We start from the raw sequence: 21,811 nt of genomic DNA on the forward strand, positions 1-21,811 counted from the left end.
CAAGGAGGAACCGTTGGAAAAGCTCCGAATTTTGTCGGGGCCTTTCTGCGTTTAGGTCAATAGTAACTGCCCGAAATGGGCTAACTTGCAGATAGTTTTGGCCTTCTAATCAAGATTTATTCAGTGTTGTTACCGTTTTCGCCGCGTCACGCCGTAGTGGCCGCCACCTTAAGCCTCTTTTCTCTGTCAGTATTGCCCAGCTGTGGCACCCGCTCCGACGGAGAAACTCCTGCCGCCAAAGCTTCGGTTGAAGCAGCCAAGCCAGCTCCCATTGACACGATGGCGCTGAAAGTGGCCGCCATGCGCCGCGACTCGCTAAAGGCCGACTCCATTGTAAAAGCCAATGGTCAGCTACCAGGGGCCATTTTGCCCGGCAAGCGCATTGTAGCTTTCTATGGCAACATCCGGGCGAAAGGCATGGGTATTCTGGGCCGCGAGCCCAAGGATCAGATGTTCCGCAAGTTTGATAAAGTAATAGCCGAGTGGCAAGCTGCTGACCCCAGCATCCCGGTGCAGCCTGCTATTCACAACGTAACTATCACGGCCCAAGCTGCACCTGGTAAGGACGGTAAATACCGTCTGATGAACTCCAAAGCCACTATTGAGGAGGTTATTCAATGGGGCAAGGAGCACAACTGCATCGTGTTCTTGGACGTGCAAGTGGGCCTGAGCAACCTAGAAAACGAACTGCACAAGCTGGAGCCCTACTTAAAGGACCCAATCGTGCACATGGGCATCGACCCTGAGTTTGCAATGGAAACCAAAGGCGTGAAGCCCGGCCGCAAAATCGGCACCTTCGATGCCAAGGATGTGAACTACGCCGTGAAGTTTCTGGCCCGCATCGTGAGCGAGAATAATTTGCCCCCAAGGTGCTCACTGTGCACCGCTTCACCCAGGGCATGATTACAAACTATAAAAACATCAAGACCGACCCCCGCGTGCAGATTGTCATGCACATGGACGGCTGGGGCGACCCAACTCTGAAGAAGGACTCCTATAAGGCGTACATCCAGAAAGAGCCCGTGCAGTACACCGGCTTTAAGTTGTTCTACGAGTACGACAACCGCCCCGCGCCTCATCACATCATGACGCCGACAGAAGTGCTGGCCCTCACGCCAAAGCCGATGTACATTCAGTATCAGTAAGCTGCTAGGTTTCAAGCAACAAAAAAGCCCCCCAGCCTTGTGTTGGGGGGCTTTTTTGTTGAGAAACAGTTGCTTCAACCGCACTAAATGCGAGCGAAAACCGAACTTAGATCCTTTGATTTAGCTCTATGAAACTTCTTAGACTGTTGCCGGTGCTAGTACTGTTGAATGCCTGCGCCGTAAGGCCAGCCACTATTGCCCCCTCCACGCTCCCCGACTTCTCCAGTTATCCAGTGTACTACGGGCCGGATCTGGGGCTTACGTTTCAAGCGGGGCGCGCCACGTTGCGGGTGTGGGCCCCACGGCCGAAGCGCTGCACCTCAAGCTTTATACAAACGGGATAGGAGGGGAGCCAGTGGTCGATTTTGCCATGCGAAAGGCCGAAAGCGGCACCTGGACCTTCACATTGCCCGCGCAGCCGGCTGGCCGCTTTTATGTAGTGCAGGCAACCATTGGGGGGCAAAAAATGGCCGAAGTACCTGACCCCTATGTGCATGCCGTGGGGCTCAACGGACAGCGTGGCGTTTTGCTCGATCCGGCCACGGTGAACCCCATGGGTTGGCTTGATGACCAACGTCCTACGCTGGCCAAGCCTACTGACGTGATAATCGGGGAGTTGCACCTGCGCGACTTGTCTATGCACCCTAAATCGGGGATTGAGCATAAGGGCAAATACCTGGGGCTAACAGAGCCCGGAACCCAAGGACCCGCTGGCGTAAGCACAGGCCTTGATCATCTGGTGGAGCTGGGTATCAGCCATGTCCATCTGCTGCCGACCAACGACTTTGCTTCCATCGATGAAAGTACACTAAGCGAAAACCGCTACAATTGGGGCTACGAGCCGCTGCATTTCTCCGTGCCCGAAGGCTCTTTCGCCACTGACCCCGCCGACCCTGCCGCCCGCATCCGGGAGCTGAAACAAGTGACACAGGCGTTGCACCGGCGCGGCCTGCGCCTGGTGCTCGACGTAGTGTACAACCACACTACCGATGCGGCCCGCACCAGTTTCGAGCAGCTCGTGCCCGGCTACTATTACCGGCACAATGACGATGGCAGCTACTCCAATGCTACTGCCTGTGGTAACGAAATAGCCTCGGAGCGGCCCATGGTGCGCAAGCTCATTGTAGAATCGGTGGCGTACTGGGCCCGCGAGTATCACGCCGACGGGTTTCGGTTTGATCTCATGGGGGTGTTGGATATAGAAACCATGCGGGCAATTCGCGTGGCCCTCGATCAGCAGGACCACAGTATTTTGCTGTACGGGGAAGGCTGGACGGCGGGCCCCAGCCCTCTGCCCGAAACGGCCCGCGCGGTAAAAGCCAACGTGCAGCGCCTAGAACGCATTGCTGCCTTCAGCGACGAGCTGCGCGACGGCGTGCGGGGGCACGTGTCGCGGCGCACGGAGCCGGGTTTTGCCAGTGGGCATCCGGGGCTGGAGGAGAGCGTGAAATTCGGCATTGTGGCGGCCATCGAGCATCCACAGATTGACTATTCGAAGGTTAATTACAGCAAAGTGCCCTGGGCCGGCACGCCCGCCCAAACCATCAACTACGTGGCCTGCCACGACGACCAGCTGCTCTGGGACAAGCTAAAATCATCGAACCCCGGCGCGACGGAAGCGGAACTGATTCAGCGGGATATCCTCAGCAACACCATTGTGTTCACCTCGCAGGGAATCCCATTCTTGCCCATCGGCGACGAGTTTTTGCGCACCAAAGGCGGCTCCCACAACTCCTTCAATCAGCCCGACAGCGTTAATCAAATTGACTGGGGCCGCAAAGCGCGCTATGCGCCGGTGTACGAGTTCTACCGTGAGCTGCTGGCTTTGCGCCGCGCCCATCCGGCGTTTCGGCTGCCCACGCGCGAGCTGATACAGCAGCACCTAGAGTTTCTGCCAAATTTGCCCCCCGGCACCATTGCTTACCGCCTGCGAGACCACGCCGGGGGCGATACATGGCGGAATATCGTGGTGGTTTTCAACGGCAACCAGGCCCCGGCTTCCGTCACGGTGCCGGCTGGTAGCTACACGGTAGTATTGCGCGGCGACCAGCTTGTGCCGGCTGGCATCGAGAAAATGCCCCCCAGCCGCGAGCCAATCGCGCTAAAAATGCCCCCCAGCACCGCCACGATTTTAGTGGAGAAATAAGAGTATGCCAAGCAAGCGCTTCTCCGTTAAGCAACGATGATTTCGTGCTTGCTGAGCAGGCCGGGCAAACCCTCCAGACTAAAGCGGGCCCGCTTCACGACGTTCGTATCGGGGTCGATGAGGAAGCCGGAAGCGGTGGTGAAATCAGTGGCGGTGAGCTGCGTTTGCTCGAATATTGCTCCCGCCAGATTACACTCCGCAAACACAGCATCTGCGAGGTCGGCGTAGGAAAAATCTACCTCCGTCAGAACGCAGTTGGCGAAGCGGGCGCCGCGCATGCGCTTGCCGTGGAAGGAAGCATAAGGAAGCTGACAGTGAGCAAACTCCACCTCAAACCACATATCCCGACAGGCCGAAAACTGCACGCCCGAAAGCTTGCACTCCCGAAATGTCACGTTCTGCAAACCCGCACCCGCCAGCGTAGCCAATGATAGGTTACAACGCTCAAACACGCAGTCAATGAAGCGCTTATCGGTCAGGTTGGCACCCGAGAAGTCGCAGGCCACGAACCGGCATTGCTCCATTTCCTGCTGGGAGGCAATTTCCGCCGCCGTCCAGCGCTCAAACACATTTTCAGGGGCGAAAACGAGCGGTTTTCTGACAGCCGGAGTAGAGCGCCGTGGTTTCATTGAGCGGGAAATAAAAGAGCCGTGAGTTGTTTGGGTTAGTCCAGCGAACGGCCATGAAACAGCAGATAGCCAATGTGGCCAAACACCCCAAAGCGCTTGGCTGAGTCGTCGTAGTAAATGCCGTGCAAGGCCAGCGGCCCAACGGGCGTCTGATACACAAAGCCAGTACTAGCCGTCAAACGAGGCCGGTCGAAGCCGGATTTTTGGATGGCCCGCTGCCCTTCGCTGTCGCGCAAGGGCTTATACACAAGGTGGGTGAAGGCTTCGGAACGCCACTCCAACTTGCTGGCCAGCAGGCTTTGGGAGAAGCGCAGACCAGCGGCAGCATAACGCGGCGAGCGGTAGTTATCCAGAAACAGCGTGCGCGAATCAACCAGTGGCGAGAATACCGGCGAGGTTGTCTGAGACGAACGGAAGTTGGCGAAGCGGGCCTGCCCACTGACGACAACTTCTCCAAAATAACCCCAGATCTGCTTTTTGCTGGGCAGCATAAAGTACTGCTCCGCGGTAGCTGAGAGCTGTAGCCATTGGTGGTCGTCGCGGTACTCATTCTCAAATACGGAGGTAGAGCCGGGGCTGTAGATTTCGGTGCCGCGCACCCCACGGATGCTGGCCAACGCCCGGCGCCCGGCCGTAGGATACTGCTTGCGGTTCAGGGAGTTGCGGCTGTAGCGGAGCGCCGCCGTCAGGCCGCGGAAGCTGGTGCGGTCCAGCACGTCGCTGGATGATACTTCCCGCGTATTGGCGTAGTTATCCTGGTTGCCGAAGTAGCCCGCCTCCAACGAAACCCGGCTGCGGTAGCGCGGACTAATCCCAATCTGTAGGCCCAGCGCCAGGTCGCTCTGCTCGATCAGGGTATTCTGAATATCGCGGCCCAGCAGGCCGCCGGTTTGCTGATAGCTCCAGTTATTGTAGGTCACGCTGGGCTCCACAAAAAAGGGTAGCTTCTCCGGAATACTCACCCGGAAGCGGCCCTGCACGGCATTGTAAAAACGCCCCAGATTGGCGTTAGCAGCCGCTGAATACAAGTATTTGGTCAGCCAGCGGTATTCCAGACCCACATAAATATTATCCACGGCCCGCGTAGCCAATACGAAGCCTGCCTCGGCCGAGAGGTTATTATTCTGGCGGGCATCGATGTTGAATATATAGCCCTGTTGCTCTTTGTCGTAGCGAATACGGGGGTAGATATTGCGGAAAAAGTCGTCGGCCGCCAAGCGGTAGTAGCCTTCCTCAATCTCGTCGATGGAATAGCTGCGGCCCTCGCGCCGGAAAAAGCGGCTTACGTAGGTATTCTGATTTTTCGCCAACCCCTGCACCGTCACGCGCTTAAAGGCCGGACCGGGAGCCGAATTCTGGAACTCGCGGCGGCGGCTGGCCAGCGCCAGCGTATCGACGCGGCGCGGAATGCGGCGCAGCATCTGCGTGAGCTTATCCTGGGCCGCCTTTTCGCCCAACTCTATCAGCTCGCGCACTTTGTCGAAGTCAGTGGCCCCGTAGCCTTCCAGATCAGGCTGAATAAATACCCCGTTCGGACCTACGGCCAGCGTATCGGCTACATCGGCGCCCAAAAACACGATGGAGCCCAGCAAAAGCTCGTCGTCCTTCTCAAACGGATACTTTTTGTAGGCCACGTCGCCTACGTTCACCCCAATGATAATATCAGGCTGAAACGCAGACCGCATCACATCGGTGGGGAAGTTGTTGTAAATGCCCCCATCGAACAGATAGCGGCCATCGGGGTTACGGATGGGCCGAAATACCAGCGGCACCGCCATCGAATTGCGCACCGCGTCGGCAAGCGAGCCGCTTTCCTGCACTACTTGCTTGCGGGTAAACACCTCGGCGGCGAGGCAGCGGAAGGGAATGAATAGGTTATCGAAATCGTAGTTGGCGGCGGCGGCGGCCGGAGCCAGAAACTTGGCCAGCGCAAAGTTCAGGTTTACATCGTTGATCAGATTGGGCGAGATGCGCGTGTTCAACGATGAGTCGATAGCCACGCCCACGCGCAAGGCCGCCGGCGAGGCGTCGGCGTTGAGGTAGTTGAAAGCTTTGTCCTGCAACTGCTCGCCCGACACCCAGTACTGAAAGTCGGGGTCCATCACGATTTCCTCAATTTCAGCCGGCGAATAACCGGCCGAGTACATAGCGCCCACCACCGAGCCCATGCTTGTCCCGATGATGTAGTCAATCGGTATCTTGTTCTTTTCCAGAACCTTCAGTACGCCTACGTGCGCCAAACCCTTGGCGCCGCCCCCGCTTAGCACCAAGCCAACTTTCTGCGCCTGAGCGGGCAGAGTGGGCCCGCCGAGCCCTATGATCAGAAGGCCGAAAAAAAGAAACCAGTTACGTATCATAGAGAAGAAGTAGCACAAAAAAGCCCCCAGGGGGAGCGAGCCGCCAACATTGAGCGCGACTGGTCAGCAAATTAGCGCTTTCCGGCGGCACTAGCGTTCAGCTTACCATTTGCGAAAGATGACATACACCGCCGCCACCAGCAGCCCGAAGCCCACCACGTGGTTCCAGGCCAGCTTATCGGTTTTGAAAATGTACACCGCGCACAGCGTAAATACGCTCAGCGAAATAACCTCCTGAATAACCTTGAGCTGAAACAGGTTGAAAGGCCCCCCGTTTTCCTCAAACCCAATGCGGTTGGCGGGCACCTGAAACACGTACTCAAAAAACGCCAGGCCCCAGCTTACCAGAATCACGCCGACTAACCCGAGCCCATGCAGCCAGGTTATCTTCTTGAACTGCAAATGCCCGTACCAGGCAAACGTCATGAAGAGGTTGGAAACAGTGAGCAGCAGAATGGTATAGAGGGCTTTCATAGGATCATTTCACTGATAACAAAAACTAAAGCACGTCATGCAGAGCGGAGCATCTCGCGTGTTTAGTTTATTGCCGCTTCCATTCTTCCTCATTCCTCGTGGCCCGGAATACTGCGTTGGGGGGCATTTTTTAGCTCCAAATTTTCCTTATCCAAGCGGCGCTGCTCGGCGGCGGAAATGCTGGGGGGCAAATTTTTCAGATCAGGCTGCCCGGCATTCACCCAGCAGGTGTACCAGAAAGCGCCTACCAGCTGCACGGCGCGCCGCATTTGGCGTTCTACCTGTCCGTGCAGACGCTCATGGTAAGCCCTGCTAAACTCGCGCGAATACACCCGCACGGCACCCTGGGCACCGCGCTCCTCGAAGCCGTATTTCTTGTCGTTGGGAAAGCGAGCCGTCAGCTCCTGCTCAAAGCGCAGCACCGAGTCGACGGCGGCATTAGAGCGGCCCACAGCTTCCCAAATGCTGAAGGCGGGGTTATCCAGGTAGGGCGCCGGGCCGGTAAAGAAGTCATAATTGGCACTCAGCAGCTCCGGCAGGCGGCTTTCCCACAACCCATGAATGCCGCGCTGATTTGTGAGCTGGCCGTTATAGTTGCGGGTGCTATGCAGCGGCACGCACGCGTCGGCTACATAGTGTCCCAGGTCGGCGGAAAGGTGCAGAATACGGTCCGTGTCGCGGGTACGAAAGGCCTCGGTTAGCTGAAGCTGCATGCGCGCCACGTGCCACGGCACAATGCCGTGTCGCTGCAAGGTGTCTTCGCCATACTTCGCTACCGCGTCGGCCCAGCTGCGGGGTAAGCGTACCATCGCGCTGTCGCCGTACGCATCTACGTCCAGAAAGTGACGGGCCGCCTCGCCCGGCACCACGGCCCGGCGCTGGTCAGGACGGGTGGCGTGGTCGGTGAGGTAATCGATGTGCTTTTTATAAAATCCCAGCAGCTCGGTCGGCAGCGTAAATACCGCCAGCCGATTAATCATTCGATGCCCGAAAAACCCCCACGCCCGCGGCTGCAAAGGCAGCAGCAGGAGCAACAAAAGCAGCGGGAGCTTCTTCATAACCAGTGGCTGGGGGGCAAATTCTTTCGACTTAGCGCCGCCCTTGCCCCGCGAAGCGCAACCGATAGTCGGCCTTCACATCGCCCTTGCTGATGCGGGTAAGCTTGCCCTTGAGCAATTGCTTTTTGAAGCCCGACAAATGATCGGTGAACAGAATGCCCTCCAGATGATCGTACTCGTGCTGAATAACGCGGGCGGTCATACCGGAGAAGGCTTCTTCGCGTACCACGCGGTTTTCGTCCTCGTAGCGCAGCACAATATTGGCCGGCCGATACACCATTTCGCGTACACCCGGAATACTCAGGCAGCCTTCCTCGAAGCCCCATTCCTCGCCAGTTTCGCTCACCATCACAGGGTTGATGAAGGCGCGCTTCACGGCTTGGTCCTGGGGGCATTTTCGTCGGCTGACGGAGCTTCAGTAGTTTCTTCATCCTCCCCATCCTCGTCGTCCAGCATAGGGGCCGAGTCGATAACGAATAAGCGCACACTCCGTCCAATCTGCGGAGCGGCCAAGCCCACGCCACGAGCGTGATACATGGTGTCATACATGTCGGCAATGAGCTGCTTTAGCTCCAGCGCGTCAACATCTGCTGATATGTCTTTGGCGGGCGTTTTCAGCACTGGGTCGCCGAAGGCAACGATGGGGTAAATCATCGGGAATTAAGGAAAGATTGCAAAATAAGCGTAGCACTCACGCGGTCAACTGTGGCTTTATCGCGACGGTCTTTCTTGGAAAGCCCCCCGGCCAGCATAGCGGCGTGCGCCATACGCGAGGTGTAGCGCTCGTCGAGTTCATGCACCGGCACCGTCGGCAGCTCGCGACGCAAACGCCGCACCAAACCAACTACCGCGCTTGTCACATCAGTTGGCTCATTGAGCAAGGTGCGTGGCATTCCTACTACAATGGCCGCCAACGGCTCGCGCTGGTGATACGCCTGAATGTAAGCCAACAGGTCCTGACTGTGGATGGTTTCGAGGGGCGTCGCAATGAGCTGCATCGGATCCGTCACGGCTAGTCCAACACGTTTGTTGCCGTAATCAATGGCAAGAATTCGGCTCATCGCTTCAAGGTAAGATAAAGGGCGTGCAGTAATGCTGCTTTCCGCCTCAAAGATACAGCCCTCATCCGTATTGCCCTGCGTGCTCGTTCAGGCTGGGCTAACGCAGGCTGGAAGCGCCAGTGATTCTTTTTATTAAAAAAATTATATAACAAACTGTTCAGGCAAGACAGCATTATTGAGCTCATATAAGTCTTTATAACCCCTTTATCTTATAAATATGTCTTACAAAATATAAAATTGTATTGTTATTTGAAATCAATTCACAGTTAATAATAGGCATGGTTTTCCCGTAATAGTTTTAATAGATTTGGAATGTTGCCTTGTCGCTAACTGCAGTTTATAGTTAAAACATCTACTCTTCCAGCTTTTTATGAACGCCAAGTCGAACACTGCTTCGACGCCTGCTCCGGAGCTTTCTCCGACGTCGGCGCCTCGTGCTTCCCGCTTCCAGGTGCGGCAGCCATGGCTATTAGCGTTGGTGCTGGCGGGCGGGATGCTGGTTGGGGCCAATCCCTTCAGGCCATCGGGGCAAAATCCTGACAGCACCTCACGGGGCTACCTGAAGTTCAAAGAGATCTTGAGCTACGTCGACCGCGATTATGTCGATTCGGTTGATGCTGAAGCCCTTTCTGACTATGCCATTGGCCGTATGCTGGAGCGCCTCGATCCACACTCGGTATTCATTCCCGCCAAAGACCAAACGCAGGCGTCAGCCTTTCTGCAAAGTGATTTTGACGGCGTAGGAGTAGAGTTTAATATTTTTCAAGACACAGTTACAGTAATAGCTTCGCTGGGGGCGGCCCGGCGGAGCATGCTGGCCTACGTCCCGGCGACCAACTGCTGGCCGTAAATGGCGAAGCTGTATCAGGGGTGCGCATGACGACCGAACTGGTGTACAGCAAGCTGCGCGGTCCGCGGGCCAGCCGGGTGCAAATCCAGGTTCATCGCCGTGGCTTACCCAAGCCGCTGAACGTAACGGTAACCCGCGAGCGGGTGCCAAACAATTCGGTGGAAGTGGCTTATATGGTTGACAATCAGACTGGCTATATCAAGGTGAGCCGGTTTGCCAACAATACTTATGAGGAGTTCAAGCAAGCCTTGGGCGACTTGCGCCGCCAAGGTATGTCGCGCCTGGTATTGGACTTGCGTGGCAACCCCGGCGGCTACCTCGACCGCGCCACCAAAATGGCCGATGAGTTTATTGCCGGCACCCGCAAAATCGTGTATACCGACGGCAAAGGCGACCAATACGATACCCAGACGTATTCCAGGGTGCTGGGCGAATTTGAAGAAGGCCCCCTGGTAGTGCTAGTCGATGAAGGCAGTGCCTCGGCCGCGGAAGTAGTGGCCGGAGCATTGCAAGACCACGACCGCGCCCTGTTAGTAGGTCGTCGCACTTTTGGTAAAGGCTTAGTGCAGCAGCCCATCGCTCTGAATGATGGCTCAGAGCTGCGCCTGACTATTGCCCGCTATTACACGCCCTCAGGGCGCTCCATTCAGAAATCGTATCAGGGGGGCACGCTGAGTATGAGCAGGAACTGGCCAAGCGTCAGCGCCAGGGCGAGTATTTCCACGCCGATAGCATTCATTTCGCCGACTCGCTTCGGTATCGCACCATGCACGGTCGCACGGTGTATGGCGGTGGCGGTATCATGCCCGACTTATTTGTGCCCCGCGATACCACGGCTTTCTCCAAGTATTTACGCCGTTTGCAAAGTCGCAATCTGGTGCGCGAGTACGCTTTGAAGTTTTACCAGGATCATCAGGCCGAGCTGGAAGGTCTGCGCTTTGAGCAGTTTAATGCTTCATTCCGCATCACGGATACTCAGCTGCAAGCTTTAAGTGCACTAGCTGCCCGCACAGGTTTGGTAGCCGATGCAGCTGGTTTGCGCCGGGCGGCCCCGCTATTGCGTACGCAACTCAAGGCACACATTGCGCGGATTGCTTACGGCAAAAACGCCTACTACACAGTGTTAGCCGCGCAAGACATAGAATTTCAGCAGGCCTTGCGCGCCATTGATACGAGTACGGCTCAGCTTACTGGGAACTGAGCATAGTTCTTGCCTATCACACCATCCCGCTATATAGTGCACAAAAGTGCGTCGGGAAAGCAGATAGGTGTTAGTAGCTCAATTGATTGATTAATAGGTGATTGTTGTTAGGACTCTAACACCTGCTTAGGCTGTTTTTTTGGTGGAAAGCCCCGCCGTTACGGTAGACGCAAGTAACTTTTTTCGGACAACGAATGAGCGACACACACAAAGATTTGCAGCAGGCTTTAGAGCAATTCTGGAGCTATATGGCGCGGCGGCAAGGTGGAACAGTGTTGGTGGAAGAACTGAAGCTAAACTTCTGGGACGACGACCACGATACTATGGAGCGTCGGCGCTACCGTAGCGACCTGCACCGGGCCACTATATCGGAGATTGAAAAGCAGAATGGCGGTTGGGGCGATGTGAGCGGCATCGACTTACTGCTGGAAGCCATTACCGCCGACTATCTGCACGAAGATGTTCTCTATGAATGCCTTGAAACACTGAAGCCCGCTCGGCGCACCATTCTGCTGGAGCGCGGGTTGCTTTCACCGCTCTACCATACGCGCTACTTAGCCGCTGAGCACGTAGCGCACTATGTCATTCCGCACCGTACGGAACTGATGGAGTTTCTCATCTGCCACGACGATCATAAATTGGTTAGTCGGTATGCATTGAATACGCTCTCCGACCTGCATCCAGCGAAAGCTGTGGAGTACGCGCTGCCTCGCCTCACCGATGAGGATGCGTATATGCGTCTGGCTAGTGTGTTGGCGCTGCAAGCAGCAGGTCACAGCTTACCAGCTGAGTTGGTGGCCGCCCTGCGCACTGATTCCAATGAGTATGTTCGCGAAGCCGCTACTGAGTTAGTAGTAGCTAAACAGTAACTTGTTACCAATATCTATTTGCTAAAACTCTACTATTAGTAATTGCTTATCAAGCAAAAAGCCGGCTGTGCCCAGTATTGGGAACGACCGGCTTTTTCTTGTTTTAGTACGCAGGACTTTTTAAGATCAAAAGGCTATTTACGCTTGCTGGGGGGCAATTTCAGGTCTTGGTAGTAGAAGTGCTGCTCTAAACTAGTAAAGGGCTGACCATCTACTTCGGCATAGGGATAAACGAAATAGTTGAGGGGCGCGCCTTGCTGGCGTGGGGCCAGGGTAAGGTCGCGGCCGCGGGTTAGCTCAACGCGGTTTTCATCGTGGGCTCCGAAAAAGTAAGTGCGCTGTGCGGGATTTTTGGCCGCTTCTGATGCATCGATAGGTACCCAGCCGGTTTCAGCAGTGTAAAACTCTGCCCAGCAGTGATACCCTTTTACCTCGCCTGTGCCTCTTTCAGGCGGTAGCGGAAAGCCGATGCTGAAGCGCGCCGGAATACCAAGGGCGCGGCAGTAGCCAATAAATACCGCGTGAAAATCGGTGCAGTTGCCCCGGCGAGCATCGCAGGCATAGTAAATGTCGCCGCGGCCCCAGCCCTGACCGGTTTTGTCGTACTTGACGGTAGAAACCACGTGATTATAAATAGCTTGCGCCTTTTCAAGATCGGTGCGCGCATGGGCTTGCACCACCACCTCGTTGGCCCACTGCCTGATCTTATTGTCCAGCGGCACGAGGCGGTCGGGCTCCAGCCAGCGGGCCATATTGGGGTCTGGTGCTTCGGTGGTTTTGGCCGCTACGGTGCTGGATTTGGGCGCTACGGCTGGGTTCAGGTGCTCGCGCCTTGCCGCCTGAAAACGCACCGACACGGTGAAAGGCTCTGCCGACGGATTCTTCACCTTTAGGTGCAGCATCTGGTTATTATACTGCGCCTTCACTACCTCGTAGGCATGCGGCGAATCTATCTTTAAGTCGCTAATGGTTTGCGACTTATCGGAGTGCGGCACAGGTAACCACAGATCAACGGCCTTCGCGCTGGGGGGCAAATCCCGAACGGTTGTCTTGTATTCGAAGGCAAACGTACGAACGCGGATCGGCTGGGGGGCTTTTTTGGGCGCTGGCTCCGGCAACGAGCCTGTGCTGGGTGTGAACGCGGTAATCAAAAACAGAAAAGCAAGTTGCCCGAGTCGTTCAGGCGAAAGAAAAGCACGAATCACAATAGGGAATAGTTTTGCTGCAAACTCCGGCTTCAATAAAAAGTTGGCGAGCAGCAGCTTATAAATGAAGTAGATATGAAGAACGGTGTCCGCCGGCAAAGGTACGGTGCCGGCGCGAGGCAAGCCTCGTGGGTAGCGTTTTTAGGGGAATTTGCCGACCTTCCAGCTCGTATTACTAGGCAATCCCACCCTTGCTTTCTTTACTTCTATGGCTTATTACCACCGCCTCGGCCAGATTCCGCGCAAGCGCCACACCCAGTTTCGCCAACCCGATGGGTCGCTCTACGCAGAGCAGCTCGTGGGCACGCTCGGCTTCCACGGCGTCTCTTCCTTGCTCTATCATATTAACCCGCCTACCCAGATAAAAGAAGTGGGCGAGCCGGTGCCTTACAGCGAAAAGCTACTAAAGGACAGAGCGTTACAGCCCAGTCATCTGCGCACACTTGCCCAAACCACCACCGGCGGCGACTACCTCCAGGCCAGGCAAACGCTGATGGGCAATGCCGATGTGATGCTCAGCATCTGCAATCCTACGGAGCGGCGCATGCAGTATTACTACAAAAATGCCTTGGCCGACGAGGTGATTTTCGTGCACGAAGGCCGCGGCGAGCTGTGGAGCCAATTGGGCAAAGTCAGCTTTGAGCCCGGCGACTACGTGGTGGTGCCGCGCACTATTATTCATCAGTTTCATTTCGAAGAAGGGCCCGTGCGGTTGCTCATTATTGAGTCGTTTAGCCCCATCGAAACGTGCCGGCGCTACCGTAACCACTTCGGGCAGCTGTTGGAGCATTCTCCTTACTGCGAGCGGGATATGCGGCCGCCCACGGAGTTAATCATTGAAGATGAGCCCGGCGAATACCGCGTGCAAGTCAAGAAAGAAGGTTTTTTGCACCAGCTTACCTACGCCCATTCGCCCTTCGATGTGGTCGGCTGGGACGGCTACTTCTTTCCCTACGCTTTCTCCATTCATGATTTTGAGCCCATTACGGGCCGCATTCACCAGCCGCCGCCCGTGCACCAGACCTTTGAGGCGCACAATTTCGTCATCTGCTCCTTCGTGCCGCGCCTGTTCGATTATCACCCCCAGAGTATTCCGGCGCCATACAATCACTCCAACGTCGACTCCGACGAGGTGCTTTATTATGTGGCCGGCAATTTCATGTCGCGCAAAGGCATTGATCTGGCGTCGTTTACGGTTCATCCAAGCGGCTTGCCCCACGGTCCGCACCCCGGCACGGTAGAGGCCAGCATTGGCAAAAAGGAAACCCATGAGCTAGCCGTAATGGTCGATACCTTCCGCCCCATGTACCTGACCGAAACGGCCCTGCAATACGTGGATGATAAATACCCGATGAGCTGGAACCCAGATTTCAAGCACGAAGCCCCTCGTGCCGCCGATATGATGGACTAAACGATTTACTAGAAAGTGAAACCGATTGGCCGAGTTGTTGCGGAATTATGGCAAAAGCTAATCATATGAAAAAAATACTGTTTCTCATTCCGCTCGCTCTTCTGTTTCTAACTGCTGGGTGCGAGAAAATTGATCAACTGCTCACTTTCTACATTGATGATACCCAGAATATTAAAGTTGCGGGCAACGCTGTAGTAGGGCTGATTCCTGTTGCGCCGGTAGCCGTGACAACCCGCTCAGAGGAACGCTTCAAGAACGAGGATACACGCGCTGATCTGGTAAAAGATGTGAGCCTGAATAAGCTCACGCTCACAATTACCGACCCGAACAACGAGAATTTCGACTTTTTGGAAAGCGTAACCATCTATATCAGCACCGATCAGAGCGACCGGGTTGCGTTGGCTTCACTGAGCCCGGTACCTACGGGGCAGAAGGTTATTGACCTCAAGCCAAGCGGCGCCAAGCTGGATAAATATCTCAAGGCATCCGGCTACACGCTTACTACGGAGGCCCGCGTGAAGCGCGCCGTTGCGCAGGATATCACCATGCGTGCCGACTCCCGCTTCAAAGTAACTGCCGATCCGCTGTAGGCAAGACGCATAAACCACATAAAAAAAGCCCCCGGAATATTCTGGGGGGCTTTTTTTATGTGGTTTATGAACGTCTAGCGACTGGTAGTGGCCGTCGCACAATCAGCCGATAATTAATTATTTAGCGTCTTATAGTGCTCCATCATCTTCGCTATGTGGGGCAGCTGCTCATAGCTTAGATTGTTCTGGCTGGCATAGGCTTCCATCTGGGGGGCTTTTTCGTTGAACAAACGCAGCACTGCCTTCTTAGTCAGACTTAGGGGCTCAACTCGCTCCTGTCCGGCGCGCAACACGTACGGCTGGGTACTGCGTAGGTATTGGGCGGCGCGTGTTTCAACGCCAAGAGCTTCATTGCGAGCAGCTGGCCGCTCCACTACTTCGTGAAGCAGAAATAAGCGTACGGGGCCCTGATTGAGCGACTCGAAATAGTTTTTGCCGCTATACGTTGCCGACCGATACGACTGGACCTCGAAAATCTGCCCGTTCTGTCCGGCTGCTCCCAGTATAAAACCGCGCACGCTGGCTGGGGGCACTACCCGAATTCCCCCTTCTGCGCTTGGGTCCTGCACCTCTACCAGTCGCATTGCCATGTTGAAGCGCATGGCCGGCACCGCCAGCGCCTGATTGTTGGCTAGCAATATCGTACCGGCCTTCCAGTCGGGCGTGTAGTAGGCCTGATCGGGCGTAAGCTTGGTTTGATCAACGATGCGGCGGTATTCGAAGGGCGTATACGAGCCCCCCGTCAGGCGCCCCATTTCGCTCATTGTTACGGTTTGGTTTTGAGCTATGCTCACGCTAATCAACGACAAATTCAATAACGCAATCAAGCTTATTCGTTTCATCTTAAATGGGATAGATATAGAGTATTAAATAGGACCAACAGTCTCAAAGCCAGAGGTGTATAAAGCCTGAAGCACAGTTTTACCGATTGCGTCCGTACTGCTCGTGGCTGCTTACCCAGTCGCTGCTCGAAATGGCCGCGCCCAGACTTAGCTCGCCGGCCAGCACCACGCCCGCCACGATTTCGGCAAACTTGTTCACCGTGCCCCGGCCCACGCAGCCCAGCATCCGCAGGCACTCATTCTGTGTGGCCAGCCCGGTGCCGCCGCCGTGCGTGGCTACGATGAGAGACGGAATAGTGATATTCAAATACAGGTCGCCCTCCTTCGTGACCTCCGAGTACAGCACCCCCGCGCTTGATTCCGACACGTTGGCCACATCCTGACCAGTAGCAATGAACATTGCCGTAATGCCGTTGGCCGAGTGCGCGCCGTTGTTATTGGCCCCCGAAATAAAGGCCCCCACGTTGCTCACCTGCCCGTGGTAAGCCAGTTGCTCAGGCGTCACGCGCATGCGTTGCTGTAGAATGTCGCGCTTCACCACGGCCTCGGCTACCACGCGCTTGCCGCGGGTGCGCATCACGTTGATCTGGGAGGCTTTTTTGTCGGTGGCGAAGTTGGATTCGAGGTAGAAGTGGCGGATACCGGGCCCCTTGTAGTTTTCCAGAATCCAGGAGCAGGCGGCGAAAGTGGCGCGCCCAACCATGTTTTGCCCGGCCGCGTCGCCGGTGCTGTAGTTGAAGCGCAGGTAGGCAAACTTGGTGGCCAGATACGTATCGATGTACTGGAGCTTGGCTACGCGCGAAGTGCTTTCGGCCTCCTGACGAATAGAGTCGATTTCGGCCTCTACCCACTTAGAAAAGTCGCGGGCGCCGCGGGCATCATCGAACACGAACACGGGGGCCCGCTGCATGGCGTCGCCGATGACAGTGCACTTCACGCCCCCGCACAGGTTAAGCACCTGCATACCGCGGTTGTAGCTGGCTACCAGCGTGCCTTCGGTGGTAGCCATCGGAATGAGGAAATCGCCCTGGGCATGCTCGCCGTGCACAGTAAGCGGCCCGGCCAAACCCAACGGAATCTGGGCCACGCCCACAAAATGCTCGCAGTTGCCCTGTAGCATGTGCGGGTCGAAGGAGTATTTTTTAAGATGCTCGAATTCCTGACCAGTGTACGTCTGGGCGAAGTGCTGCCGCTCCTGAATGGCGGCCTCGGCGTAGTCGTCGGCATCTTGGCGCGGAATGCGCGTTCGGTTGGTCGACTGATTGACGATGCTGTCCTCTACCTCCACGTGCAGGTCGCCGAAAGGATCGGCCGCGAACTGCACCTGTACGCCGTGCAAACCCTCTGACAAGGCTGTCGTGGTCAGGTAAAACGTGATGCTATGGCCCACCAGAAACTCTAGGCCGCCGGGCGTGCGGCTCAGCACATCGGGAGCAGGGCGAATGTCGCCGTCGCCCAGGTCGAGGGCAATGTGCTCGGGGGTGATGCGCTCCCCATCAATTTGCACGTAGTCGAGGCGGGTGAAGCGCACCGTGTCGAGGCGGTTTTTGATGCTGAAAGCCACGCCGTTGGGCGTGTTGCGCAGGCTGCCACGCGTGTAGAGCAGCTTGAGCAGCATAGGACTGGGCGTAAAGATCATAAGCCGGGAGAGGTGGGGTTAGAACTATCGGCTTATAAGGTGCGAATTTTTTGGGAAAGGATAGGCTGAAATACTTAGCAGTTGCTTTTGTACTTCACTCTAAGAGTAGATGAAAAGGGAACTACTCAATGCTGAATGTGATGGGAATTGTATAACGCGTGTCTATTGGTTGATCGAGCTGATACCCCGGTATCCACGGTCCCATTAGTCGCATTACTCGCAAGGCCTCCGCATCCGCTGTTGGCTCCAAGCCTTTCAGTATACGCAGATCCTCAACCTTCCCAGTTTTCGTTACGACAAAGTTGATGAACACTTTGCCGACGGGCCTTGAGCTGATCGGATACTTCATATTTTCCCGAATAAATTTTGTCAGTCCTTCTTCTCCACCGTTTTTGTAAACAGGCATTACTTCTGCTACAAAGCCCATTACTAGTTTTATCTCAGGCTTCGGTAGCTCGCCAACCGGCGCCAATACTTGCTCTAGATCTGAGGTAAGGGTTATCGGGTTTAGTTGTTCCGATATTTTGAATTTCAAAGTTGAATCTGGGTGGCGGCTACACTGATGCGCAGCTTTCTGCACCTGTGCCAGTGCCTCCAGCCTTGTGAGTCCCAACCCACACACCAATACCAGCGCCACAAGAAACCGCCGCAGCTTCGGCCGCAACTGTATCTTCGGCTGATGCCGCACCACGGGTACCAGTTGCTGCGGCGCGAAACGGCCGCACACCCGGCCATCAGGGGAAGCTGCCCTTGCCTGCTCCAACTCAGCTAGTGTGCTGTTGGTAAAATCCTGCACGAGCCGGTTGCAGAGGTCACAATGGTGACCCAGCGCCTGGGGCGTCAGGTGTTGCTCGTCCACCGTGCAAGGCTGAATCCGGACGTTGAGAATGGGCAGGTTGAGCATTAGAAGGGCCTTACGATGTGAAGACTTGCCTAGTAAGCTATCAGAAAAACTTGAAAAAGCCCCCCAACCGAGCAACTCACCATTTCACTCCTCAAAAAACTCCCGGCCCCGCGTATCGATATAGCCCGTCTGTCCGCCGACGGTGAACACCCGCGCCGCGCTGCCCACGAAGGGCTGGGCCTCGCGGTACTGAGGCTTCACCAGCAGCTTGCCGTCGGCGGCGAGGTAGCCGAAGCGGCCTGCCTGCTCGATGATGGGGAAAGCGTAGCCGTTGGCGGGCGTGGCCCGGATGGCGTCGTATTCCAGGGGCAGCACCAGCTTGCCTTTTTGGTTGATGACGCCCCATTTTGCCCCCCGGCGCACGAACAGCAGGCCGTGGTAGCTGTCCCGGATTTCGTCGTACTCGGCGGGCACTACGGCGTGGCCCACGCTGAAGCGGAAGCCGACTTTGCCGTTGCGGCGCACCAGGTCGCCCTGCTCCAGAAAGTCGGTTTCGGCTGCATATTCGGTGGAGTCGGGTGGGGCGGTGAGGCGGTTGCCGGCGCGGTCTAGCTGGAAGGTTTGGCCCTGTAGCTCCACGGTGGCGCGGCCGCGCCGGAAGTTGTCGGCACGGGTGAAGTGCAGGGGCGTGAGGGCGGTGCCATCGGGGGTGATGTAGCCGAAATTTGCCCCCCGGCGCACCCAGGCAATATCTTCCACGAAAGGGCCGGCATCGTCGTAGCGCAGGGGCAGCACGAGGCGGCGCTGCTGGTCAGAGTAGCCCCAGAGGCTGCCGCGGCGGAAGGGCACGAGGCGGCTGGGGGCATTTGGGCCAGCGCCGGCCACAGCAAAAGCTGCACAGCTAACAGCAGCAAGCCACGCCGCCCTACTTTGCAGGTTGGTAGCAGAAGCCGGGAGAGGAAGTTGTAAGGCATCAGCCCCCTAGAGATAAGTGAGCTACGGCCAGCGTATTTTCTTCGTATTCTGCCTGCATTGTACCTTGTGTACTCATTCATTCGCCAACACCACTCCTTATGAAATCCATTTACTCAGCCTTGCTGGCAGCAGCGATGCTTACTGGCCTTGGAACCGTGCCTGCCTCCGCTCAAAATTCCGGCCTAAATGCCCGTATTGCTAAACTAGCCCAGCAGGAGGAAGCGAAAGTCATTGCTTGGCGCCGCGACTTCCACGAACACCCGGAGCTGGGCAACCAGGAGAAGCGCACGGCCGAGATAGTAGCGGCTCACCTCAAAAAGCTGGGTTTGGAAGTGCAAACCGGCGTGGCCCGCACCGGCGTAGTGGGAATTCTGAAAGGCGGTAAGCCTGGCCCCGTGGTAGCGCTGCGCGCCGACATGGACGCGCTGCCCGTGACCGAAAACAACGAATTAACCTTTCGCTCGAAGGCCACCACCACCTACAATGGCCAGCAGGTGGGCGTGATGCATGCTTGCGGCCACGACTCGCACGTGGCTATGCTCATGGGAGCAGCTGAGGTGTTGAGCCAGGTAAAAAAAGATCTGCCCGGCACCGTGAAGTTTATTTTTCAGCCTGCCGAGGAAGGTTCTCTGCCCGGCGAAGAAGGCGGCGCCAAGCTCATGGTAAAGGAAGGCGTACTCGACAACCCCAAAGTAGACGCCATCTTTGGCGTCCACGTCAATGCCCAGACCGAAGTGGGTACGCTCAAGTACCGGCCGACCGGCACCATGGCCAGCTCCGACGTCTTCACGATTAAGGTGAAAGGCAAATCGGCCCACGGCGCGTATCCATGGCTGAGCGTAGACCCGGTAGTAGCCAGCGCCCAGATTATTATGGGGCTGCAAACCATTATCAGCCGCCAGACGGAGCTGACGGAGGATGCGGCTGTTATTACGGTGGGCATGGTGCACGGCGGCGTGCGCAACAACATCATCCCGGAGCAAGTGGAGCTGACGGGCACCATCCGGACGCTGAGCAAGGAGATGCAGCAGAAAATCTGGGCGGATATTCGTCGCACGGCCACCAACATAGCCGAAAGCGCCGGCGCCACGGCCGAAGTTGACATTGTGAACTATGCCCCCGTGACTTACAACGATCCGCGCCTCACCGAGCGCATGCTGCCCACGCTGCGCACGGCGGCCGGCGCGGCAGATAAGGTGGTCCTGCAAAAGGCCGTAACCGGCGCCGAAGACTTCGCATATTTTCAGGAGAAAGTGCCCGGCGTATTCGTGTTTGTTGGTGCCATGAGCAAAGGCACCGATCCGGCCACCACCGCGCCCCACCACACGCCCGGCTTTCGCCTAGATGAAAGCGGCTTTACCCTGGGAGTCAAGACGCTAACCATGCTGGCCGCTGATTACCTGACGATGAAGAAGTAGATGACTTTTCAGAAATAAACACCATCCCAATCGTCTGTCATGCAGAGCGCAAGCGAAGCATCTCGCGTGCTGACGAGAGGTTAGTAATCAGACGACCGCGAGCGAGATGCTTCGCTGCCGCTCTGCATGACAGACGATTGGGATGAGGTTCAATTGGCATGAAATCCAAACAAAAGAAATAGCACAGTGAATATCGCTTTAGTAACCTACGAGCCCGTAGGCAAATACACAGGTGCAGGCGTGGAGCAGGAGGATGCTTTGCTCACCAATCAATTGAAAAGCTGCGGCCACCGCGTGACGGCCGAAATCTGGAGTGACCCGGCCGTGGACTGGCGCAGCTATGAGGTAGTCGTGCTGAAGTCGCCCTGGGACTATTTTGATCGCATAACCGAGTTTTACGCGTGGCTTGACACCTTGGAGCGCCTGGCGGTGCGCGTGCTCAATCCGGTGGCTACGGTGCGCTGGAATTCGGATAAAAAGTATCTGCTGGACATGCAGGCGGCCGGCGTGCGTATTGTGCCCACGCACTGGTTGCCGCGCGGCTCGCGCTTCGTGCCCGAGACGTTATTTGCAGAGCTGCAAACGGAGCAGCTAATTGTGAAGCCCGCAGTAAGTGGCGGCGCCAAAAATACGTTTTCACTGCGGCCCGTCGAAGCTGCTACCCGCACTTCGGAGCTGGATACGCTGTTGGCCGAAGAGGATTTTCTGGCTCAACCTTTCCTTACCCAGATTCAAACCGAAGGCGAATGGTCCTTCATTTATCTGGGGGGCAAATTCAGTCATTGCGTGCTCAAAACGCCTAAGCTGGGCGACTTCCGGGTGCAGCACTACTTGGGCGGAGGCGTAGAGCTACGCCCAGCGCCGGCCCATCTGCTCCGCACCGCCGACGATATTGTGGCTCGATTTGCCCAGGGCTGCCTCTATGCCCGCGTGGATGGGGTAGAGGTAGAGGGCGACTTTCTGCTCATGGAATTGGAGTTGATCGAACCCTTCTTATACCTGGACGCCGACAAAAAAGCCCCCCAGCGCTACGAAGAAGCCTTGCGCTCGCTTATATAGCTGAGAGGCTTCTAAAAGAAGTAACAGGAACGGCCGGG

21 protein-coding genes and 1 pseudogene are annotated in these 21,811 nt (G+C 56.3%); 11 read left to right on the plus strand and 11 right to left on the minus strand.

All coding sequences use genetic code 11. From position 1 onward, the window contains the following. Window positions 1-156: 156 nt before the first annotated feature. The 3 genes from H9L05_RS08245 to pulA all read left to right on the plus strand — a co-directional run bounded on the left by H9L05_RS08245 (window position 157) and on the right by pulA (window position 3,291). Window positions 157-903 (plus strand): hypothetical protein, encoded by a 747-nt coding sequence (locus tag H9L05_RS08245; RefSeq protein ID WP_223284817.1) that lies wholly within the window; start codon window positions 157-159, stop codon window positions 901-903. Continuing rightward, complete coding sequence (locus H9L05_RS23400; RefSeq protein WP_223284818.1) at window positions 900-1,145, plus strand: hypothetical protein; 246 nt, start codon at window positions 900-902, stop codon at window positions 1,143-1,145. Before H9L05_RS08245 ends, H9L05_RS23400 begins: the two co-directional genes overlap by 4 nt. Window positions 1,146-1,437: 292 nt before the next feature. Further along, window positions 1,438-3,291, plus strand: a complete 1,854-nt coding sequence (gene pulA, locus H9L05_RS08250) for a type I pullulanase (protein ID WP_187733751.1) — start codon at window positions 1,438-1,440, stop codon at window positions 3,289-3,291. A 26-nt stretch (window positions 3,292-3,317) separates the two neighbouring features. Here pulA and H9L05_RS08255 read toward each other — a convergent pair whose 3' ends face one another. From H9L05_RS08255 to ruvX, 6 genes and pseudogenes are all read right to left on the minus strand, one after another. Further along, window positions 3,318-3,920, minus strand: coding sequence for a pentapeptide repeat-containing protein (locus tag H9L05_RS08255; RefSeq protein WP_187733752.1), 603 nt, complete (start codon window positions 3,918-3,920; stop codon window positions 3,318-3,320). Between the two features lie 35 nt (window positions 3,921-3,955). Then, window positions 3,956-6,277: a patatin-like phospholipase family protein gene (locus H9L05_RS08260; RefSeq protein ID WP_187733753.1), complete on the minus strand. Its 2,322-nt coding sequence runs from the start codon at window positions 6,275-6,277 to the stop codon at window positions 3,956-3,958. Window positions 6,278-6,379: 102 nt separating this feature from the next. Continuing rightward, on the minus strand, window positions 6,380-6,751 hold the full coding sequence (locus tag H9L05_RS08265; RefSeq protein ID WP_187733754.1) for a DMT family protein: 372 nt from the start codon (window positions 6,749-6,751) through the stop codon (window positions 6,380-6,382). 89 nt (window positions 6,752-6,840) lie between these two features. Beyond that, the gene (locus H9L05_RS08270) at window positions 6,841-7,809 is read right to left on the minus strand and encodes a zinc dependent phospholipase C family protein (protein ID WP_187733755.1); all 969 of its coding nucleotides are present in this window, start codon (window positions 7,807-7,809) and stop codon (window positions 6,841-6,843) included. 31 nt (window positions 7,810-7,840) lie between these two features. Beyond that, window positions 7,841-8,463, minus strand: a pseudogene (locus tag H9L05_RS08275) (peptide deformylase). Continuing rightward, the gene (ruvX, locus tag H9L05_RS08280; protein ID WP_187733756.1) at window positions 8,460-8,870 is read right to left on the minus strand and encodes a Holliday junction resolvase RuvX; all 411 of its coding nucleotides are present in this window, start codon (window positions 8,868-8,870) and stop codon (window positions 8,460-8,462) included. The pseudogene H9L05_RS08275 and the gene ruvX overlap by 4 nt, the downstream one beginning before the upstream one ends. A 370-nt stretch (window positions 8,871-9,240) precedes the next feature. Between ruvX and H9L05_RS23405 the strand changes: the two genes are divergently transcribed. From H9L05_RS23405 to H9L05_RS08290, 4 genes are all read left to right on the plus strand, one after another. Then, window positions 9,241-9,720, plus strand: coding sequence for a S41 family peptidase (locus H9L05_RS23405; protein ID WP_223284819.1), 480 nt, complete (start codon window positions 9,241-9,243; stop codon window positions 9,718-9,720). Beyond that, a complete protein-coding gene (locus H9L05_RS23410; protein WP_223284926.1) occupies window positions 9,711-10,616 on the plus strand; it encodes a S41 family peptidase in 906 nt (301 codons plus the stop codon). Before H9L05_RS23405 ends, H9L05_RS23410 begins: the two co-directional genes overlap by 10 nt. Next, window positions 10,580-10,921, plus strand: coding sequence for a hypothetical protein (locus H9L05_RS23415; RefSeq protein ID WP_223284820.1), 342 nt, complete (start codon window positions 10,580-10,582; stop codon window positions 10,919-10,921). Before H9L05_RS23410 ends, H9L05_RS23415 begins: the two co-directional genes overlap by 37 nt. Window positions 10,922-11,115: 194 nt before the next feature. After that, a complete protein-coding gene (locus H9L05_RS08290; RefSeq protein ID WP_187733757.1) occupies window positions 11,116-11,790 on the plus strand; it encodes a HEAT repeat domain-containing protein in 675 nt (224 codons plus the stop codon). A gap of 134 nt (window positions 11,791-11,924) precedes the next feature. Here H9L05_RS08290 and H9L05_RS08295 read toward each other — a convergent pair whose 3' ends face one another. Continuing rightward, on the minus strand, window positions 11,925-13,118 hold the full coding sequence (locus tag H9L05_RS08295; protein ID WP_223284821.1) for a transglutaminase-like domain-containing protein: 1,194 nt from the start codon (window positions 13,116-13,118) through the stop codon (window positions 11,925-11,927). A gap of 85 nt (window positions 13,119-13,203) precedes the next feature. On the opposite strand from H9L05_RS08295, the gene H9L05_RS08300 reads away from it, so the two are divergent. Together H9L05_RS08300 and H9L05_RS08305 are read left to right on the plus strand one after the other, a co-directional pair. Continuing rightward, window positions 13,204-14,406: a homogentisate 1,2-dioxygenase gene (locus H9L05_RS08300; RefSeq protein WP_187733758.1), complete on the plus strand. Its 1,203-nt coding sequence runs from the start codon at window positions 13,204-13,206 to the stop codon at window positions 14,404-14,406. 65 nt (window positions 14,407-14,471) lie between these two features. Next, window positions 14,472-14,996, plus strand: coding sequence for a hypothetical protein (locus H9L05_RS08305; protein ID WP_187733759.1), 525 nt, complete (start codon window positions 14,472-14,474; stop codon window positions 14,994-14,996). 113 nt (window positions 14,997-15,109) lie between these two features. Here H9L05_RS08305 and H9L05_RS08310 read toward each other — a convergent pair whose 3' ends face one another. The 4 genes from H9L05_RS08310 to H9L05_RS08325 form a co-directional block, all read right to left on the minus strand. Then, entirely contained in the window at window positions 15,110-15,838 is a 729-nt protein-coding gene (locus H9L05_RS08310; RefSeq protein ID WP_187733760.1) for a hypothetical protein, read from the minus strand. A gap of 79 nt (window positions 15,839-15,917) precedes the next feature. Next, on the minus strand, window positions 15,918-17,477 hold the full coding sequence (locus H9L05_RS08315) for a hydroxymethylglutaryl-CoA reductase (RefSeq protein WP_187733761.1): 1,560 nt from the start codon (window positions 17,475-17,477) through the stop codon (window positions 15,918-15,920). A 121-nt stretch (window positions 17,478-17,598) separates the two neighbouring features. Next, complete coding sequence (locus tag H9L05_RS08320) at window positions 17,599-18,381, minus strand: energy transducer TonB (protein WP_187733762.1); 783 nt, start codon at window positions 18,379-18,381, stop codon at window positions 17,599-17,601. Window positions 18,382-18,465: 84 nt separating this feature from the next. Next, window positions 18,466-19,206 (minus strand): WG repeat-containing protein, encoded by a 741-nt coding sequence (locus H9L05_RS08325; protein WP_187733763.1) that lies wholly within the window; start codon window positions 19,204-19,206, stop codon window positions 18,466-18,468. Between the two features lie 188 nt (window positions 19,207-19,394). Here H9L05_RS08325 and H9L05_RS08330 point away from each other — a divergent pair, with 188 nt between their 5' ends. Both H9L05_RS08330 and H9L05_RS08335 read left to right on the plus strand, forming a co-directional pair. After that, window positions 19,395-20,714, plus strand: a complete 1,320-nt coding sequence (locus H9L05_RS08330) for an amidohydrolase (RefSeq protein ID WP_187733764.1) — start codon at window positions 19,395-19,397, stop codon at window positions 20,712-20,714. Window positions 20,715-20,900: 186 nt separating this feature from the next. Continuing rightward, window positions 20,901-21,773: an ATP-grasp domain-containing protein gene (locus H9L05_RS08335; RefSeq protein ID WP_187733765.1), complete on the plus strand. Its 873-nt coding sequence runs from the start codon at window positions 20,901-20,903 to the stop codon at window positions 21,771-21,773. Window positions 21,774-21,811 lie beyond the last annotated feature (38 nt).

Source organism: Hymenobacter qilianensis, from assembly GCF_014489555.1.
Classification (GTDB): Bacteria; Bacteroidota; Bacteroidia; order Cytophagales; family Hymenobacteraceae; genus Hymenobacter; species Hymenobacter qilianensis.

Excerpts from the sequence above, each read along its gene's own strand:
- H9L05_RS23400 (WP_223284818.1), top strand. The coding sequence starts at position 900 with ATGATTACAAACTATAAAAACATCAAGACCGACCCCCGCGTGCAGATT.
- H9L05_RS08255 (WP_187733752.1), bottom strand. The coding sequence starts at position 3,920 with ATGAAACCACGGCGCTCTACTCCGGCTGTCAGAAAACCGCTCGTTTTC.
- H9L05_RS08260 (WP_187733753.1), bottom strand. The coding sequence starts at position 6,277 with ATGATACGTAACTGGTTTCTTTTTTTCGGCCTTCTGATCATAGGGCTC.
- H9L05_RS08265 (WP_187733754.1), bottom strand. The coding sequence starts at position 6,751 with ATGAAAGCCCTCTATACCATTCTGCTGCTCACTGTTTCCAACCTCTTC.
- H9L05_RS08270 (WP_187733755.1), bottom strand. The coding sequence starts at position 7,809 with ATGAAGAAGCTCCCGCTGCTTTTGTTGCTCCTGCTGCTGCCTTTGCAG.
- ruvX (WP_187733756.1), bottom strand. The coding sequence starts at position 8,870 with ATGAGCCGAATTCTTGCCATTGATTACGGCAACAAACGTGTTGGACTA.
- H9L05_RS23405 (WP_223284819.1), top strand. The coding sequence starts at position 9,241 with ATGAACGCCAAGTCGAACACTGCTTCGACGCCTGCTCCGGAGCTTTCT.
- H9L05_RS08290 (WP_187733757.1), top strand. The coding sequence starts at position 11,116 with ATGAGCGACACACACAAAGATTTGCAGCAGGCTTTAGAGCAATTCTGG.
- H9L05_RS08300 (WP_187733758.1), top strand. The coding sequence starts at position 13,204 with ATGGCTTATTACCACCGCCTCGGCCAGATTCCGCGCAAGCGCCACACC.
- H9L05_RS08305 (WP_187733759.1), top strand. The coding sequence starts at position 14,472 with ATGAAAAAAATACTGTTTCTCATTCCGCTCGCTCTTCTGTTTCTAACT.
- H9L05_RS08310 (WP_187733760.1), bottom strand. The coding sequence starts at position 15,838 with ATGAAACGAATAAGCTTGATTGCGTTATTGAATTTGTCGTTGATTAGC.
- H9L05_RS08315 (WP_187733761.1), bottom strand. The coding sequence starts at position 17,477 with ATGATCTTTACGCCCAGTCCTATGCTGCTCAAGCTGCTCTACACGCGT.
- H9L05_RS08320 (WP_187733762.1), bottom strand. The coding sequence starts at position 18,381 with ATGCTCAACCTGCCCATTCTCAACGTCCGGATTCAGCCTTGCACGGTG.
- H9L05_RS08330 (WP_187733764.1), top strand. The coding sequence starts at position 19,395 with ATGAAATCCATTTACTCAGCCTTGCTGGCAGCAGCGATGCTTACTGGC.